Annotated in this window: 18 protein-coding genes; 7 read left to right on the top strand and 11 right to left on the bottom strand. The window is 70.9% G+C overall.

Features of this window, described 5'->3' with window-relative positions:
* Positions 1–46: 46 nt before the first annotated feature.
* Positions 47–637: a TetR family transcriptional regulator gene (locus ACFU97_RS25810; protein ID WP_384260730.1), complete on the bottom strand. Its 591-nt coding sequence runs from the start codon at positions 635–637 to the stop codon at positions 47–49.
* A 26-nt stretch (positions 638–663) separates the two neighbouring features.
* Complete coding sequence (locus tag ACFU97_RS25815; RefSeq protein WP_384260732.1) at positions 664–1,674, bottom strand: aldo/keto reductase; 1,011 nt, start codon at positions 1,672–1,674, stop codon at positions 664–666.
* 158 nt (positions 1,675–1,832) lie between these two features.
* Between ACFU97_RS25815 and ACFU97_RS25820 the strand changes: the two genes are divergently transcribed.
* Positions 1,833–2,888 carry a chitinase gene (locus ACFU97_RS25820; RefSeq protein WP_384260735.1) on the top strand — a complete coding sequence of 352 codons (1,056 nt, stop codon included), beginning with the start codon at positions 1,833–1,835 and terminating at the stop codon, positions 2,886–2,888.
* Here the strand turns inward: ACFU97_RS25820 and ACFU97_RS25825 are convergent.
* Together ACFU97_RS25825 and ACFU97_RS25830 are read right to left on the bottom strand one after the other, a co-directional pair.
* A complete protein-coding gene (locus ACFU97_RS25825) occupies positions 2,885–3,496 on the bottom strand; it encodes a LysE family translocator (RefSeq protein WP_384260737.1) in 612 nt (203 codons plus the stop codon). The two genes, ACFU97_RS25820 and ACFU97_RS25825, sit on opposite strands and share 4 nt — an antisense overlap.
* A 156-nt stretch (positions 3,497–3,652) precedes the next feature.
* Positions 3,653–5,035 carry a glycine--tRNA ligase gene (locus tag ACFU97_RS25830; RefSeq protein WP_384260739.1) on the bottom strand — a complete coding sequence of 461 codons (1,383 nt, stop codon included), beginning with the start codon at positions 5,033–5,035 and terminating at the stop codon, positions 3,653–3,655.
* 149 nt (positions 5,036–5,184) lie between these two features.
* On the opposite strand from ACFU97_RS25830, the gene ACFU97_RS25835 reads away from it, so the two are divergent.
* The 4 genes from ACFU97_RS25835 to ACFU97_RS25850 all read left to right on the top strand — a co-directional run bounded on the left by ACFU97_RS25835 (position 5,185) and on the right by ACFU97_RS25850 (position 8,294).
* Complete coding sequence (locus tag ACFU97_RS25835; protein ID WP_384260742.1) at positions 5,185–6,144, top strand: metal ABC transporter substrate-binding protein; 960 nt, start codon at positions 5,185–5,187, stop codon at positions 6,142–6,144.
* On the top strand, positions 6,141–6,911 hold the full coding sequence (locus ACFU97_RS25840; protein WP_384260745.1) for a metal ABC transporter ATP-binding protein: 771 nt from the start codon (positions 6,141–6,143) through the stop codon (positions 6,909–6,911). Before ACFU97_RS25835 ends, ACFU97_RS25840 begins: the two co-directional genes overlap by 4 nt.
* Entirely contained in the window at positions 6,911–7,813 is a 903-nt protein-coding gene (locus tag ACFU97_RS25845; RefSeq protein WP_384260747.1) for a metal ABC transporter permease, read from the top strand. Before ACFU97_RS25840 ends, ACFU97_RS25845 begins: the two co-directional genes overlap by 1 nt.
* A gap of 61 nt (positions 7,814–7,874) precedes the next feature.
* Entirely contained in the window at positions 7,875–8,294 is a 420-nt protein-coding gene (locus ACFU97_RS25850) for a Fur family transcriptional regulator (RefSeq protein ID WP_384260750.1), read from the top strand.
* Between the two features lie 65 nt (positions 8,295–8,359).
* Here ACFU97_RS25850 and ACFU97_RS25855 read toward each other — a convergent pair whose 3' ends face one another.
* Genes ACFU97_RS25855 through ACFU97_RS25875 form a run of 5 tightly spaced genes read right to left on the bottom strand, consistent with a single transcriptional unit; the run spans position 8,360 to position 12,319 of the window.
* The gene (locus ACFU97_RS25855) at positions 8,360–9,691 is read right to left on the bottom strand and encodes a histidine-type phosphatase (RefSeq protein WP_384260752.1); all 1,332 of its coding nucleotides are present in this window, start codon (positions 9,689–9,691) and stop codon (positions 8,360–8,362) included.
* Between the two features lie 60 nt (positions 9,692–9,751).
* A complete protein-coding gene (locus tag ACFU97_RS25860; RefSeq protein ID WP_384260755.1) occupies positions 9,752–10,603 on the bottom strand; it encodes an isoprenyl transferase in 852 nt (283 codons plus the stop codon).
* Positions 10,604–10,663: 60 nt separating this feature from the next.
* Positions 10,664–11,410, bottom strand: coding sequence for a DNA repair protein RecO (gene recO, locus ACFU97_RS25865; protein WP_384260758.1), 747 nt, complete (start codon positions 11,408–11,410; stop codon positions 10,664–10,666).
* A gap of 26 nt (positions 11,411–11,436) precedes the next feature.
* On the bottom strand, positions 11,437–12,087 hold the full coding sequence (locus ACFU97_RS25870) for a DUF1266 domain-containing protein (protein ID WP_384260761.1): 651 nt from the start codon (positions 12,085–12,087) through the stop codon (positions 11,437–11,439).
* Between the two features lie 16 nt (positions 12,088–12,103).
* Positions 12,104–12,319: a hypothetical protein gene (locus ACFU97_RS25875; protein WP_384260763.1), complete on the bottom strand. Its 216-nt coding sequence runs from the start codon at positions 12,317–12,319 to the stop codon at positions 12,104–12,106.
* A gap of 169 nt (positions 12,320–12,488) precedes the next feature.
* Between ACFU97_RS25875 and ACFU97_RS25880 the strand changes: the two genes are divergently transcribed.
* Positions 12,489–13,322 carry a Scr1 family TA system antitoxin-like transcriptional regulator gene (locus ACFU97_RS25880; RefSeq protein WP_384260766.1) on the top strand — a complete coding sequence of 278 codons (834 nt, stop codon included), beginning with the start codon at positions 12,489–12,491 and terminating at the stop codon, positions 13,320–13,322.
* Complete coding sequence (locus tag ACFU97_RS25885) at positions 13,304–13,516, top strand: DUF397 domain-containing protein (protein ID WP_384260768.1); 213 nt, start codon at positions 13,304–13,306, stop codon at positions 13,514–13,516. Before ACFU97_RS25880 ends, ACFU97_RS25885 begins: the two co-directional genes overlap by 19 nt.
* On the opposite strand, the gene ACFU97_RS25890 is transcribed toward ACFU97_RS25885, so the two are convergent.
* Positions 13,483–14,151, bottom strand: coding sequence for a response regulator (locus ACFU97_RS25890; protein ID WP_384260770.1), 669 nt, complete (start codon positions 14,149–14,151; stop codon positions 13,483–13,485). The two genes, ACFU97_RS25885 and ACFU97_RS25890, sit on opposite strands and share 34 nt — an antisense overlap.
* Positions 14,148–15,347: a sensor histidine kinase gene (locus ACFU97_RS25895; RefSeq protein WP_384260772.1), complete on the bottom strand. Its 1,200-nt coding sequence runs from the start codon at positions 15,345–15,347 to the stop codon at positions 14,148–14,150. Before ACFU97_RS25895 ends, ACFU97_RS25890 begins: the two co-directional genes overlap by 4 nt.
* Positions 15,348–15,466 lie beyond the last annotated feature (119 nt).

Consider the following 15,466-nt stretch of genomic DNA (forward strand, 5'->3'; position numbering starts at 1 on the left):
CTCCACGGGCCCTGACCTGCCCGAACACAACCTTCCGCAACACCCTTTAGGACCGCAGTCCCCGCACCACCAGGTCCACCACGGCCTCGAACTCCCCCTCCACGCCCGGCAGTTCCCACTCACTCGCATAGCAGGGGTCGTGGAAGCGGCCCGTCGCCTGGAACAGGGCGCGGGCCGCCACCGCCGGGTCCTCGGCCGTGAAGACGCCCGCTTCGGCGCCGGCGCGGACGATCCGGGTGAGCTGGGCGGTCAGCTCCGCGATGTGCTCGCCGACCACCTGGCCGGACTCGCCGACCAGGACCGAGTACGTGGCGAAGAGTTCCGGATCGGCTCCCGCCTTGCGGCGCTTGGCGGCGAAGAGGGCCGCGCACCACTCGCGCAGCCGGGCCTCCGGATCGCGTTCGGCGTCCGCGGCGATGCCGGCCAGGACCTCCGTGGTGCGGTCCAGCCACCGCTTGGTCACCGCCTCCCGCAGCGCCGCCTTCGTACGGAAGTGGCGGTAGACGCTGCCGTGGCTGACGCCGAGCACGCGGGCCACGTCCACCACGGTCGCCTTGGCGGGTCCGTGGCGGCGCAGCACCTCCTCGGTCGCTTCGAGGATGCGCTCGGCGGTCAGCGTCTGCGGGGTCGTCGACATGGCCTAGACCGTACCCGGCAGCGCGCTCAGTGCTCGGTCCCGAGGTGTGCCATCTGCGCGGACGGGTAACGGTCGCCCGCCGCCGCGCCCGCCGGGACGGCCTCCTCGATCGCCGTCAGGTCGGCCTCGTCCAGCGTCACGTCCAGCGCGCCCAGCGACTCGGTCAGCCGCTCCCGGGTGCGCGCGCCGACCAGCGGCACGATGTCCTCGCCGCGGGACAGGACCCAGGCGATGGCGATCTGCGCGACCGTCACGCCCTTCTGCTCGGCGATCTTCCGCAGCGCCTCGACGAGGTCGAGGTTGTGCCGGAGGTTGTCGCCCTGGAAGCGGGGCGCCCCGGCCCGGAAGTCGGTCGCCGCGAGCTGCCGGTCGCGGCTGAAGTGGCCGGAGATCAGGCCCCGGGAGAGCACGCCGTAGGCCGTGATGCCGATGCCCAGCTCGCGGGTGGTCGGCAGGATCTCCCGCTCGATGTCGCGCGTGATGATCGCGTACTCGATCTGCAGGTCGGAGATGGGCGCGGTGGCGGCGGCCCGCCGGATGTTCTCCGCGCTCGCCTCGCTCAGCCCGATGTGCCGCACGTACCCCTTCTCGACCAGCTCCGCGATCGCGCCGACCGTCTCCTCGATCGGCACGTCCGGGTCGACGCGGGCGATGCGGTAGACGTCGATGTGGTCGACGCCGAGGCGCTGGAGCGAGTAGGCGGCGAAGTTGCGCACGGCGGCGGGCCGTCCGTCGTAGCCGCTCCAGCCGCCGTTCGGGTCGCGCAGGGCGCCGAACTTCACGCTGGTCAGGGCCTGTTCACGCAGTGGAGCGGGGGCCGTGCGCAGCGCCTCGCCGATCAGCATCTCGTTGTGGCCCATGGCGTAGAAGTCGCCGGTGTCGAGCAGCGTCACGCCCTGGTCGAGGGCGGCGTGGACGGTGGCGATCGACTCCGCCCGGTCCGCGTCGCCGTAGAGCGCGGACATGCCCATGCAGCCGAGGCCGAGGGCGGAGACCTGGGGACCGGTGGTTCCGAGCTTGCGTGTCTGGATCGTCATGCCGTCCACCCTGCCATGACAGCTGACAGATTTCAATATCTGTCATTCCAACTTCCTCAGCATGGTCCAGACCTATTGACGTGAGGTCTGGACCACGAGCACTGTCATGCCTACGACACCTGCGCGTCCCCGCCCCGACCCCCACCGGGAGGCCCCGCATGATCCGCCGCACAGCCCGTCTGCTCGCCGTCGCCCTCGCCGCGACGGTCCTCGCCCCCCTGGCCACGATCGCCACCGCGCCCGCCGCCTCCGCCGCCGACACCTGCGCGGTGAAGTCCAGGCCCGCCGGCAAGGTCCTCCAGGGCTACTGGGAGAACTGGGACGGCTCCGCCAACGGCGTCCACCCGCCCTTCGGCTGGACCCCGATCACCGACTCCCGTATCGCCGCGCACGGCTACAACGTGATCAACGCGGCCTTCCCCGTGATCCGTTCGGACGGAACGGCCCTGTGGGAGGACGGCATGGACGCGGGCGTGAAGGTGGCGACGCCCGCGGAGATGTGCGCGGCCAAGGCCGCCGGCCAGACGATCCTGATGTCGATCGGCGGCGCGGCGGCCGGCATCGACCTCAACTCCACCGCCGTTGCGGACAAGTTCGTCTCGACGATCGTCCCGGTCCTGAAGAAGTACAACTTCGACGGCATCGACATCGACATCGAGACGGGCCTGACCGGCAGCGGCAGCATCTCCCAGCCGTCCACCTCGCAGGCCAACCTGATCCGCATCATCGACGGCATCCTGGCGCAGATGCCGTCCAACTTCGGGCTCACCATGGCCCCGGAGACGGCCTACGTGACCGGCGGCAGCATCACCTACGGCTCGATCTGGGGCGCGTACCTGCCGATCATCAAGAAGTACGCGGACAACGGCCGACTGTGGTGGCTGAACATGCAGTACTACAACGGCAGCATGTACGGCTGCTCCGGCGACTCGTACTCGGCCGGCACCGTGCAGGGCTTCACCGCCCAGACCGACTGTCTCAACAAGGGCCTTACGGTGCAGGGCACGACGATCAAGGTGCCCTACGACAAGCAGGTCCCAGGCCTGCCCGCGCAGTCGGGCGCGGGCGGCGGCTACATGGCGCCGTCACTGGTCTCCCAGGCCTGGAAGCACTACGGCACCTCGCTCAAGGGCCTGATGACCTGGTCCGTCAACTGGGACGGCTCGAAGAACTGGACCTTCGGCGACAACGTCAAGTCGCTGCAGGGGCGCTAACGCGCCGTCAGCGCCAGCTTCGCGCCCAGCGCCACGAACGACCCCGCGAAGCTCCGCCGCAGCCACGTCATCACCGTCGGCCGTGAGGTGACGTGGCTGCGGACCGAGGCGGCGAGCACCCCGTAGAGGGCGAAGACGACGAACGTCGCCAGCATGAACACACCGCTCAGGCCCAGCATGCGCGGCAGGGCGTGCGGGGCGGCCGGGTCCACGAACTGCGGCAGGAACGCGAAGAAGAAGATCGTCAGCTTCGGGTTGAGCAGATTGATCAGCACGCCCCGCACGATCACGCGCCCGGCGGAGAGCGGCGCGGCCCCCTCGTCGACGTCGATCGCGCGCCGGTCCCGCAGGGTCGCCCAGGCCATGTACAGCAGATAGCCGACCCCCGCGTACTTGACGACCTGGAAGGCCGCGGCGCTCGCGTTCAGCAGCGCCGCGAGCCCGGTCACGGTGGCCAGCACGTGCGGCACGATCCCGAGCGTGCAGGCGAAGGCGGCGACCACGCTCGCCCGCCGGCCGTGGGACAGCCCGGCGGCGAGCGTGTAGACGACTCCGGTGCCGGGGGTGGCGACGACGACCAGGGTGGTGAGGAGGAAGGCGAGGCTCATGCCCGCCAGCCTGTCGCCCCCGGCGGCCCGCGATACAGAGCCAAAGCCGCGCCGATATCGAGGGCCAATGCCGAAAACGCCGGACGAGCGTCATCAGCCCGTCCGGCGTTCGAGGACGAGGCCCGTTCAGGGCCGATTCGTCAGCCGCAAGAAACGTCAGCTGCCCAGCAGGCGGCCGGCCAGGTACCCCTCGATCTGGTCGAGAGACACCCGCTCCTGCTTCATCGAGTCGCGCTCGCGCACCGTCACGGCGTTGTCCTCGAGCGTGTCGAAGTCGACGGTCACGCAGTACGGCGTGCCGATCTCGTCCTGGCGGCGGTAGCGGCGGCCGATGGCGCCGGCGTCGTCGAACTCGATGTTCCAGTTCTGCCGCAGCGCCTGCGCGAGGCCCTTGGCCTTCGGGGACAGCTCCGGGTTGCGGGACAGCGGAAGGACGGCGACCTTCACGGGGGCGAGGCGGTGGTCCAGGCGCAGCACCGTGCGCTTCTCCATCTTGCCCTTGGCGTTGGGCGCCTCGTCCTCGACGTACGCGTCGAGCAGGAAGGCGAGCATCGCCCGGCCGACACCGGCCGCGGGCTCGATGACGTACGGGGTCCAGCGCTCGCCGGCCTCCTGGTCGAAGTAGGAGAGGTCCTGGCCGGAGGCCTTGGAGTGGGCCGTCAGGTCGTAGTCCGTGCGGTTGGCGACGCCCTCCAGCTCACCCCACTCGTTGCCGCCGAACTGGAAGCGGTACTCGATGTCGGCGGTGCGCTTGGAGTAGTGGGAGAGCTTCTCCTTCGGGTGCTCGTACCACCGCATGTTCTCCTCGCGCAGGCCCAGGCCGGTGTACCAGTTCCAGCGCTGCTCCATCCAGTACTCCTGCCACTTCTCGTCCTCGCCCGGCTTGACGAAGAACTCCATCTCCATCTGCTCGAACTCGCGGGTGCGGAAGATGAAGTTGCCGGGCGTGATCTCGTTGCGGAAGGACTTGCCCATCTGCGCGATGCCGAAGGGCGGCTTGCGGCGCGAAGTGGTCTGCACCTGGCCGAAGTTGGTGAAGATGCCCTGTGCGGTCTCGGGGCGCAGGTAGGCGATGGAGCCGGAGTCCTGCGTGGGGCCGAGGTGCGTGGAGAGCAGGCCCGAGAACTGCTTGGGCTCGGTGAACTGGCCCTTGTTGCCGCAGTTCGGGCAGTTCACGTCCGCCAGGCCGTTCTCCGGCAGGCGCTTGTGCTTGGCCTCGTAGGCCTCCTCCAGGTGGTCCGCGCGGAACCGCTTGTGGCAGGAGGTGCACTCGGTGAGCGGGTCCGTGAAGGTGGCGACATGGCCGGAGGCGACCCACACCTCGGACGCCAGGATCACGGACGAGTCGAGACCGACCACGTCCTCGCGCGAGGTCACCATGTAGCGCCACCACTGGCGCTTCAGGTTCTCCTTGAGCTCGACACCCAGCGGCCCGTAGTCCCAGGCGGCACGCTGGCCGCCGTAGATCTCACTGCTCGGGAATACGAAGCCACGGCGCTTGCTCAGGCTGACGATGGTGTCGATCTTGTCGGCGGCCACGGTGCTCTCTTCATTACGACGACGGACGACGAAGCGAGGCGCTTCACAGCGAATGCTTCAGGGTACCGGCGGGGGCTCCCCCTCAATCAAATCGGTCCGACTTCGAGGCTTGTTGACAATGGTTTCCATGTTAGTTGAAAATGACTGTCATGAACGTACGACGACGCCTCATACCCGCCGCGGCAGCGGCCGCCGCCACCGCACTCGGTCTCGCCACCCTCTCCGCCTGCTCGACCGAGAGCGCCGCCGCGGGCGGCACGGACAAGTTCGACGTCGTCGCGTCGTTCTATCCGATGGCCTTCCTCGCGGAGCGGATCGGCGGCTCCCACGTCCACGTCACCTCCCTCACCCAGCCCGGCCAGGAGCCGCACGACCTGGAGATCAGCGCCAGGCAGACCGCGCAGCTCCAGGAGTCGGACGCGGTGCTCTACCTGAAGAACCTCCAGCCCTCCGTCGACGACGCGGTGGCCCAGTCAGAGGTCGGGACCAAGATCGACGCCGCCTCCCTCACCTCGCTGGAGAAGCACGGCAACGAGGTGGGCGGGCACGCCGCCGCCCACGACCACTCCGCGAACGAGGAGGGCGCCGGCCTCGACCCCCACATCTGGCTCGACCCGGTGCGCTACGCCGAGGTCGCCGAGGGCGTCGGCAAGGCCTTCGCGAAGGCGGACCCGGACCACGCCGCGGACTACCGGAAGAACACCGCGGCCCTGGTGAAGCGGCTCGACGGCCTGAACACGCAGTTCAAGGACGGGCTCGCGCACACGAGGTCCAAGGTCTTCATCACCACGCACGCCGCCTTCGGCTACCTCGCCGAGCGCTACGGCCTGACCGAGGAGGCCATCAACGGCCTCGACCCCGAGTCCGAGCCGAGCGCGGCCCGGGTCAAGGCGCTGGAGACGATGGCGAAGGCCGACGGCGTGACCACCGTCTTCTACGAGACGCTCGTCAGCGACAGGACCGCGAAGACCGTCGCCTCCGACGCCGGGCTCAGGACGGACGTGCTCGACCCGATCGAGGGCATCACGGCCAAGTCCCGCGGCAAGGACTACTTCGCCGTCCAGGAGGCCAACCTCAAGGCCCTGCGACAGGCGCTGGACGCCCGGTGAGCGGGGACGGCACGACCGGCGAACCCGTCGTGTCCCTGCGCGGCGTGCGCGCCGAGCTGGGCGCGCGCCCCGTCCTGCGCGGCATCGACCTCGGCGTGCGCCGCGGGGAGGTGGTCGCGCTGCTCGGTGCGAACGGCTCCGGCAAGTCGACGGCGGTGCGCACCCTCATCGGGCAGGTGCCGGTGAGCGCGGGCGAGGTCGAGCTGTTCGGCACCCCGCAACGGCGGTTCCGGGACTGGGCGCGGGTCGGGTACGTCCCGCAGCGCACCACCGCCGCGGGCGGCGTCCCGGCCACCGTCACCGAGATCGTCTCCTCCGGGCGGCTGTCCCGGGCCCGCTTCGGCGTGCTGCGCAGGGCCGACCACGCGGCGGTGCGGAGGGCCCTGGAGCTGGTCGGCATGGCGGACCGGGCGAAGGACTCGGTGAACGCCCTCTCCGGCGGCCAGCACCAGCGCGTGCTGATCGCCCGCGCGCTCGCCGCCGAACCCGAACTGCTGATCATGGACGAGCCGATGGCGGGCGTGGACCTGGCCAGCCAGGAGGTCCTGGCGCAAACGCTGCGTGAGCAGGTCGCCCAGGGCGCGACCGTCCTGCTCGTGCTGCACGAACTCGGGCCCCTGGAGCCCCTGATCGACCGCGCCGTCGTCCTGCGCGACGGCTGCGTCCTGCACGACGGCCCGCCCCCGCAGGCGGTGGGGCAGCATGCCCTGCCCGGCCACGACCACGTGCATCCCCACGCGCCGACCCGTACAGGACTGCTGAGCTGATGGACCTCCTCGACTACGCCTTCATGCAGCGGGCCCTGCTCGCCGCCGTCCTGGTCGGCGTCACCGCCCCCGCGATCGGCATCTACCTCGTGCAGCGCCGCCAGGCGCTGATGGGCGACGGCATCGGCCATGTGGCGATGACGGGCGTCGGCCTCGGCTTCCTGCTCTCCGCGTCCCCGGTCTGGACGGCCACCGCCGTCTCCGTCCTCGGCGCGGTCCTCATGGAGCTCATCCGCTGGTACGGCCGCACCCGCGGTGACATCGCCCTGGCGATGCTCTTCTACGGCGGCATGGCCGGCGGCGTGCTGTTCATCAACCTCGCGCCCGGCGGCTCCAACGCCAACCTGACCTCGTACCTGTTCGGGTCCCTGTCCACGGTCTCGCCGTCGGACGTCACCGCCATCTGCCTGCTCGCGGGCTTCGTCGTGCTGGTCACCCTGGGGCTGCGCCGGCAGCTCTTCGCGGTCAGCCAGGACGAGGAGTTCGCCCGGGTCACGGGGCTGCCGGTGCGCGCCCTGAACCTGCTCACCGCGGTGACGGCGGCCGTGACGGTCACGGTCGCGATGCGGGTGGTGGGCCTGCTGCTGGTGAGCGCGCTGATGGTCGTTCCCGTGGCGGCGGCCCAGCAGCTCAGCCGCAGCTTCGCGGCGACCTTCGCGATCGCGGTGGCGATCGGGGTGACGGTGACGATCGGTGGCACGGTCACCTCCTACTACCAGGACGTGCCGCCCGGCGCGACGATCGTGCTGCTGACCATCGCGGCGTTCGTCGTACTGACCGTGCTGGCCGCACCGCTGGCCCGGCGCCGCGCCCGTGCGGCCGCCGCCGCGCATCCCGCCGGGGACCCGGCGGAGTGCGCGATCCCGGCCGCTCGGGGCGCCGGCGGCACGGTCGGCGCCTGACCGGGCACAGCCCGGACTGGCACAATGACCGGGCAGACTCAGGCTGACCAAGGAGGAACCGGTGACGACCGCTGGACCGCCCGTGAAGGGCCGTGCGACCCGCCAGCGGGCAGCCGTGGCGGCGGCCCTGGACGAGGTCGAGGAGTTCCGCAGCGCGCAGGAGCTCCACGACATGCTCAAGCACAAGGGCGACTCCGTCGGGCTGACCACCGTCTACCGCACCCTCCAGTCCCTCGCCGACGCGGGCGAGGTCGACGTCCTGCGCACGTCCGAGGGCGAGTCGGTGTACCGCCGCTGCTCCAGCGGCGACCACCACCACCATCTGGTCTGCCGGGTCTGCGGCAAGGCCGTCGAGGTGGAGGGGCCCGCGGTGGAGAAGTGGGCGGAGGCGATCGCGGCGGAGCACGGGTACGTCAACGTGGCGCACACGGTCGAGATCTTCGGCACCTGTTCCGACTGCGCGGAGGGCTCCGCCGGCTGAGCGGTCGGCTGCGGGTTGGCCATGGCCCGTCGCGCAGTTCCCCGCGCCCCTGAGGGGGGTGCGGATCAGCTGCGGCCGAAGCAGTGCTCCAGGTCGTCGAGGTCGTAGAAGGTGCTGGTCTTCTTGATCGGGTGGCAGGGGGCCTTGAAGGGGGTCTCCTTCTCGTTGTAGAGCATGCGGACCAGGTAGCGGTCGCCCTTCCGGAAGACGTCCCACTGGATGTTGGAGCCGAGCGGAGCGACGTTCGCGCCCCGCCAGGGGTTGTTCTCGTAGGTGTACGGGACTCCCGGCGTCGCCGGCGTCGTGCTGCCGGGCAGGCCCATCAGGGCGGCCAGGGGGATGATCTCCTCGGCGTGGGTGAAGCGGAGTTCGGCGCCCAGGTCGCTGGTGCCGGCCTTCTTCGCCTCGATCTGCCGGAAGAAGTCGTCGAGCAGGACGCCGGCCATCCGGTAGGTGATGTCGCTGTCGGAGAAGCCCGGCCCCTTCTCGTAGAAGTCCTCCGCGTCGGAGAGGTAGCCGAACCAGGCCGCGTCGGAGCGGGAGATGTACCGCTCCATGCCCCAGCCCCTGCCGTCCGGGCTCTCCCCGCTCAGCGCCGGGGCGATCGCGTACAGGTTGTAGACGGCCCGCGCGGCGGCCACCTGGTCGGCGGCGGCGAGCCGGTCCACGAAGGCGGGCTCGAAGAGCCGCAGCAGGACACTGCGCGCAGCCGCGTGCGTCTTCGGCTGGTCCTGGATCGAGCGCAGGGTGTCGGCCAGGCGCTTGTCGTTCGCGATGTAGTCGCGGTAGGCCGCGCCGCCGGCCGCCTTGTGGAAGTAGAGCAGGTCCTTGTCGGTACGGGTCGCACCGATGAGGGGCCTCAGAGCGGGGTCGGTGTCCGCGAGGGCGCCCGTGTAGAGGTCCGCGCTGTCGACCGCCCGGCCCTGGCCGGAGCTGACGACGTCGATCTTCTCGCCGTTCCTCGCGATCCGGTCGAAGAGGGAGGGCAGGCGGTCGGCCATGCGGACGGCCGTGTCCTGGATCTCCCGCTTGCCGCGGGCGCTGAGGTTGCCGTAGCCGACGGTCGCCATGGCGGTCCGGAGGGCCCGCACCTTCGGGCCGAACTCCGTTCCTCCGCGGGTGAGTTGGCCGGCCGCGTCCGCCTCGTCCCACAGGCCGAGCACCAGGTCGGCGTCCTCGCCGTCCGTCGCGGAACGGGAGCCATGCCGGGAGACGTTCTCGGTGAAGACGGGAGTGAAGCCGGCCGGCGCCTTCTCATACGCGCGCGGGTCCTGCTGCGGGGCGTACGGCGCCTTGGTGCCGTAGCTCGCGGTGGGGGCGGGCCGGCCGACGGCCTGGGCGGGCAGGGCCGCGACCAGCACGGCGCACAGCGCGAGGGCGGGAGTCACGCGATTCATGGCCGGATCGTCGGCGATCCGCGTGAACCCGCCCCCGCCGGGCGGATGAACCGCCGGTGGCTACGAAGTGGCCGGACCGCCCTGCATCTCGCGCTCCATCTTCAGCAGCTCCTCGTTCGGAACCGCACCCCCGAAGCGGCGGTCGCGGGAGGCGAACTCGACGCAGGCGCGCCACAGGTCACGGCGGTCGAAGTCGGGCCACAGGACGTCCTGGAAGACCATCTCGGCGTAGGCGCTCTGCCAGAGCAGGAAGTTGGAGGTGCGCTGCTCGCCGCTGGGGCGCAGGAACAGGTCCACGTCCGGCATGTCCGGGTAGTACAGGTACTTCGCCAGGGTCTTCTCGTTGACCTTGGCCGGGTCGAGCCGGCCCGCCCGCACGTCCTCGGCGAGGGCCTGCGCGGCGTCCGCGATCTCCGCCCGGCCGCCGTAGTTCATGCAGAAGTAGAGCGTGAGCAGGTCGTTGTCCTTGGTCTGCTCCTGGGCGATCTGGAGCTCCTTGGCGACCGACTTCCACAGCTTGGGCATCCGGCCCACCCAGCGCACCCGGATGCCGAGCTCGTCGAGCTGGTCGCGGGACTTGGCGATGAACTCGCGGTTGAAGTTCATCAGGAAGCGGACCTCCTCGGGCGAGCGCTTCCAGTTCTCGGTGGAGAAGGCGTACAGCGAGATGCTGCCCACACCCATCTCGATCGCGCCCTGGAGCACGTCCACGACGCGCTCGGCGCCGACCTTGTGGCCCTCGGTGCGCGGCAGGCCGCGCTCCTTCGCCCACCGGCCGTTCCCGTCCATGACGATCCCGACGTGGCCCGGGACCAGCTCGCCCGGCAGCTTCGGCGCGCGGGCGCCCGACGGGTGCGGCTCCGGCGCCTTGTACTCACGCCGCCGGCGGCCCAGGATCCCGCGTACTGCCATGTGTTTCTCGTCTCCTTAGGACGGGTTGCTGTTCCAGACGGCCTGCTCGGCCCGGGCGGTTCACTTCTCCACGTAACGAAGCGAACGCAGCCCGCGTTCCAAATGCCAGTGCAGGTAGGCGGAGACCAGACCGCTGCCCTCCCTGACGTACCGCGGCTCGCACGCGTCCGCGGTCTCCCAGTCTCCCGTAAGCAGCGCGGCGAGGAGCTCCAGGGTCTGCGGCGAGGGCACGACGCTGCCCGCCACCCGGCAGTCGACGCAGATGGAGCCGCCCGAGGCGACCGAGAAGAAGCGGTTCGGGCCGGGCATCCCGCACTTCACGCAGTCGTTGAAGCTGGGCGCGTAGCCGTTGACCGCGAGGGAGCGCAGCAGGAAGGCGTCGAGGATGAGGTGCGGGGCGTGCTCGCCGCGGGCCAGTGTCCGCAGCGCGCCGACGAGCAGCAGGTACTGCTGCACGGCCGGCTCGCCCTCGTGGTCGGTGAACCGCTCGGCGGTCTCCAGCATGGCCGTGCCCGCGGTGTAGCGGGCGTAGTCGGCGACGATCCCGCCGCCGTACGGCGCGATGGTCTCGCTCTGCGTGCACAGGGGCAGGCCGCGCCCGATCAGCTCGCTGCCGCGCGCGAAGAACTGCACGTCGACGTGGGAGAAGGGCTCGAGGCGGGCGCCGAACTTGGACTTGGTGCGCCGCACACCCCTGGCCACGGCGCGTACGCGTCCGTGACCGCGCGTGAGCAGCGTGATGATCCGGTCCGCCTCACCCAGCTTCTGGGTGCGCAGCACGATGCCGTCGTCGCGGAACAGACTCATGAGGCCATTCTCCCGTACCGCCGCACTCAGCGGGCCCGGTCGGGGTGGCTGATGGTGTCCCAGGGGGCCAGGTTCCAGGGGCTGTCCCCGTTCGCCGGGTCCAGCAGCGCGCTCAGATGCGCGTCGGCGGCGGACTGCGGGGCGGGGGCGGACCCCTCCCGGGCGCCGCTCATCCCGTCCTGCCAGACCTTGCGGCCCAGCAGGTAGTGGTCGGCGTACTCCTGCCAGGAGGCGTACGTCCGCACCACCGACGGCACGATGTTCTTCAGCGCCGTCCACGCCTCGGCCTCGGTGATCAGTCCGGCCCCGAAGCCGAGCCGGGCTATGTCGACGTACAGGGCGGCGTCCCAGGCCAGCGGAGCGACGCCGAAGAGCTGCTGGGCGCGTGCCCGGTAGCCGCTGCGCGAGAGCTCGTCGAGCCGGCCGGCCAGCTCCTCCCGGGAGCCGATCTCCCACTGCTCGGCCAGCCAGCGGCGGGCGCCGTCGTCGTCGATGCGCGTGAACGGGTACAGCGTCGTCCGCGAGGCGCTCCGGTCCCGGCTCACCGGCGCACTCAGCGACACCATCCAGAGCTGGTGCAGGGTGAGGGGGGTCGGGTAGCGGGAGGTGGCCTTCGGGTCGGCCCACCGTCTTCCGCCGCTCCGTTCTCTCCGCCGTCTCCACTTCCACAGGCCCATGCGCCCGCACCTTACGTCACGGCACTTCGCCCCGGCTGCGTGCGTTGGCGTACGCGGTCGCCGCGCTGAGGCGTTCGGCGGTGGTGGCCCCGCGCACGGCGCCGGGGTCGGCGTCCCACTCCCTGCCGCCGCCGTACGGTCTCAGTTGCACGTACGGTCCTTCGTGTCCCATGACGATTCCCACCTTTCCCGTACGTGTGTCTACGACGTGCGTACCGACGGAGGGTTTCATTTCCTCTCCTTGACGACCGTAACGAATACGACGGACAATTCCTGCCCCACTTTTCTCGCTCCCCCCTCCTTTCCGGTTTCACGCTTTCCATCTCCAGCTTGGCCCGTTCCGCCTACACTCGGCGGGAGACTGCCCACTACAAGTGGGGTGCAGCGCAAGGGGGTTGGCCATGGCCAATGGTTCGCGGCAAGCGGTGTGGGAGTTCTTCGGGGCGGAGCTCAAACGGCGGCGTGAGGCGGCCGGGTTCACCCAGGCGGACCTGGGGTCCCGCGTCTTCGTATCCGGCGCCTACATCGGCCAGTTCGAGCAGGCCATTCGAAAACCCCAGCTGGATATCGCGACCCGGATTGACGAGATCCTGCAAACCGACGGTATTTTCGAGCGGCTGTGTCTGAAGCTGATTGACGACCCCCGGTACGCGGATTACTTCGCGAAGGCGGCGGAACTCGAACGCCTGGCTGCGAACATCTGCGAGTTCGCGCCCGCGCTGGTGCCGGGACTGTTGCAGACGGCGGACTACGCCTGGGCGGTCACCCTGGCGATGAATCCGTTCGCCGCGGACGAGTACATCGAGGAAAAGGTGGCGGGGCGCCTGGAGCGCCAGCACATCCTCAAGGACACGACCCGGCCCGTGTATTGGGTGATCCTGCACGAGAACGTGCTGCGCATCCCGCTCGGCGGAGCCGAGGTCATGGCCGCGCAGCTGGAGTACGTGGCGAAGCTCGCGCGCGAGCGGACGGTCGTGGTGCAGGTGCTGCCCTACGCGGCGGGAGCGTACGCGGTCATGACCGGATCACTGAAGCTCATGGAGTTCGAGGACGCCCCGCCAACGGCCTATACAGAAGCCGTGTATTCGGGGAACTTGCTGGACGATCCCGCTGTGGTGAAGCGCGCCCGCGAAGCATACGATCAGCTCAGGGCCGGTGCGCTGTCACCTGACGCGTCGCTGGTCCTCATCGAGTCGGCGGCGGAGGACTTCAGACGATGCGCAGGTACGACCTGAGCAACGCGCAGTGGCGCAAGAGCACCCACAGCGACGGCAACGGCGGCGACTGCGTCGAGGTCGCCGACGGAGTGCCCGGTCTCGTTCCCGTCCGGGACAGCAAGGTGGAGCACGGGCCCGTCGTGGTCGTGCGGGCCGCCGCCTGGGCCGCGTTCGTCGGCTACTGCCGTACGGAGACCAGCCCCGCCTCGTAGGCCATGATGACCAGCTGGACCCGGTCCCGCGCGTCCAGCTTCGTCAGCAGCCGTGTCAGGTACGTCTTCGCCGTGGCCACGCTGATGCACAGCTCCGCGGCTATCTCGGCGTTCGACAGGCCGCTGCCGACCAGCGTGAGGACCTCGCGTTCGCGGTCGGTGACGGCCTTCAACTCGCGCCGTGCTCCCACCGGTTCGGGCCGCGCGGCGAAGTCGCGGATCAGGCGGCGGGTGACGCTCGGCGCGATCAGAGCGTCCCCGGCCGCCACCACCCGCACCGCGGCGATGATGTCGTCCAGGGCCATGTCCTTCACCAGGAACCCGGACGCGCCGGCCCGCAGCGCCCCGTAGACGTAGGCGTCGTCGTCGAAGGTCGTCAGGACGACCACCCGCGCCTCGGGCTCCGCCTCCGTGATGCGGCGGGTCGCCTCGATGCCGTCCATGCCGGGCATGCGGATGTCCATGACGACCACGTCCGGGGCGAGTTCGGCGGCCAGCCGCACCGCCTCCTCCCCCGTGCCCGCCTCACCGGCCACGTCCACGTCCTCGATGTCGGCCAGGACCATGCTCAGAGCCGTGCGGATGAGCTCCTGGTCGTCGACGAGGAGCACCCGCACCGGCGGCCGCCCGCTCATCGCGCGGCCACCGGGAGCGGCAGGCGGGCCGCCACGCGGAAGCCGCCCTCGGGGCGCGGGGCGGCCGTGAACTCGCCGTGCAGCAGGGCGACGCGCTCGCGCATGCCGGCCAGGCCGAAGCCGGTGTCGGTGCCGCCGCCCCGGCCGCGGCCCTCGTCGGTGATCTCCAGGGCGAGTTCGTCGTCGCCGTAGCGCAGGGTGACACGGCACCGGGGCGTACCCGCGTGGCGCACCACGTTCGTCACCGACTCCTGCACGATGCGGAACGCCGACAGGTCGACGTCCGGCGGGAGTTGACGCCTCTCCCCCAGCCGCCGCACCTCCACCCGGACACCCGCCGCGGTGGTCGTCGCCGCCAGCCGGTCGACGTCCTCCAGGCCCGCGGGGACCGCCTTCTCCGGCGGCTCGCCCTCGTCCGCCGCCCGCAGCGCGACCAGCATGCGGCGCAGGCCGGCCAGGGTCTCGCGGCCCTCGTTCTCCACGGCCCGCATGGCCGCGAGGGCCGCCTCCGGGCGGGTGGTGGCGACGCGGGACGCCGCTCCGGCCTGGAGGGCGATGATGCCGATGCTGTGCGCGACGGTGTCGTGCATCTCGCGGGCGATGCGCAGCCGTTCGGCGGTGACGGCGCGGGCGGCGTGCTCGGCGCCGAGCCGCTCGGCGTGCACCCGGGCCTGGTGCGCGGAGTTGCCGAGCAGCCAGGCGATGACGGTGACGAGGGCGACGGCCAGCTCCGCGGACATGCCGACGGACCAGCCGCGCAGCAGCCGTACGGCCAAGTACACGACCAGCGTGCCGACCGCCATGGCCAGGGCGGTGAGCGCGACGCGCCGCGGGTGCTGCGCCGCGACGAAGTAGAGGGCGACGACGACCGTGAGGTACTGCGCCATGGGCAGTTCGCCGACGCCGAGCGTGCACGTCTCGGCGATCGCGGCCAGGATGATCAGTGCCAGCGCGGCCCGCGGCGCGCGGAGCAGGAGGTGGGAGCCGCGCACCGCCAGGACGGTGGCCAGGACGAGGAGCGTCAGGCCGTCCCAGCGGTACAGCTGGGCCGCCGGCCACTGCGCCGGCTGGGTCTCGCCGGGCAGCCGGAAGGTCGTCAGGAGCGTGAACAGGGTGCCGGCGCACCACACGAGCGCGGTCCAGGCGCCCGGCGGCACACGCCTGACCAGGGGCTGCGGGGGCAGGGCGGTCGACATGCCGCGATCGTAGGCGCGGGCGCGCGCACGGTCATCGGGCCGTGGACGTACAACCACGGTCGACATCCGGCCCGTGCCGGTGTCGGCGCCCGGCCGATGCGCGGGCGGGCCCGTCCGCG

Origin of the sequence: Streptomyces sp. NPDC057616 (genome assembly GCF_042800575.1) — a bacterium.
Lineage (GTDB): Bacteria > Actinomycetota > Actinomycetes > Streptomycetales > Streptomycetaceae > Streptomyces.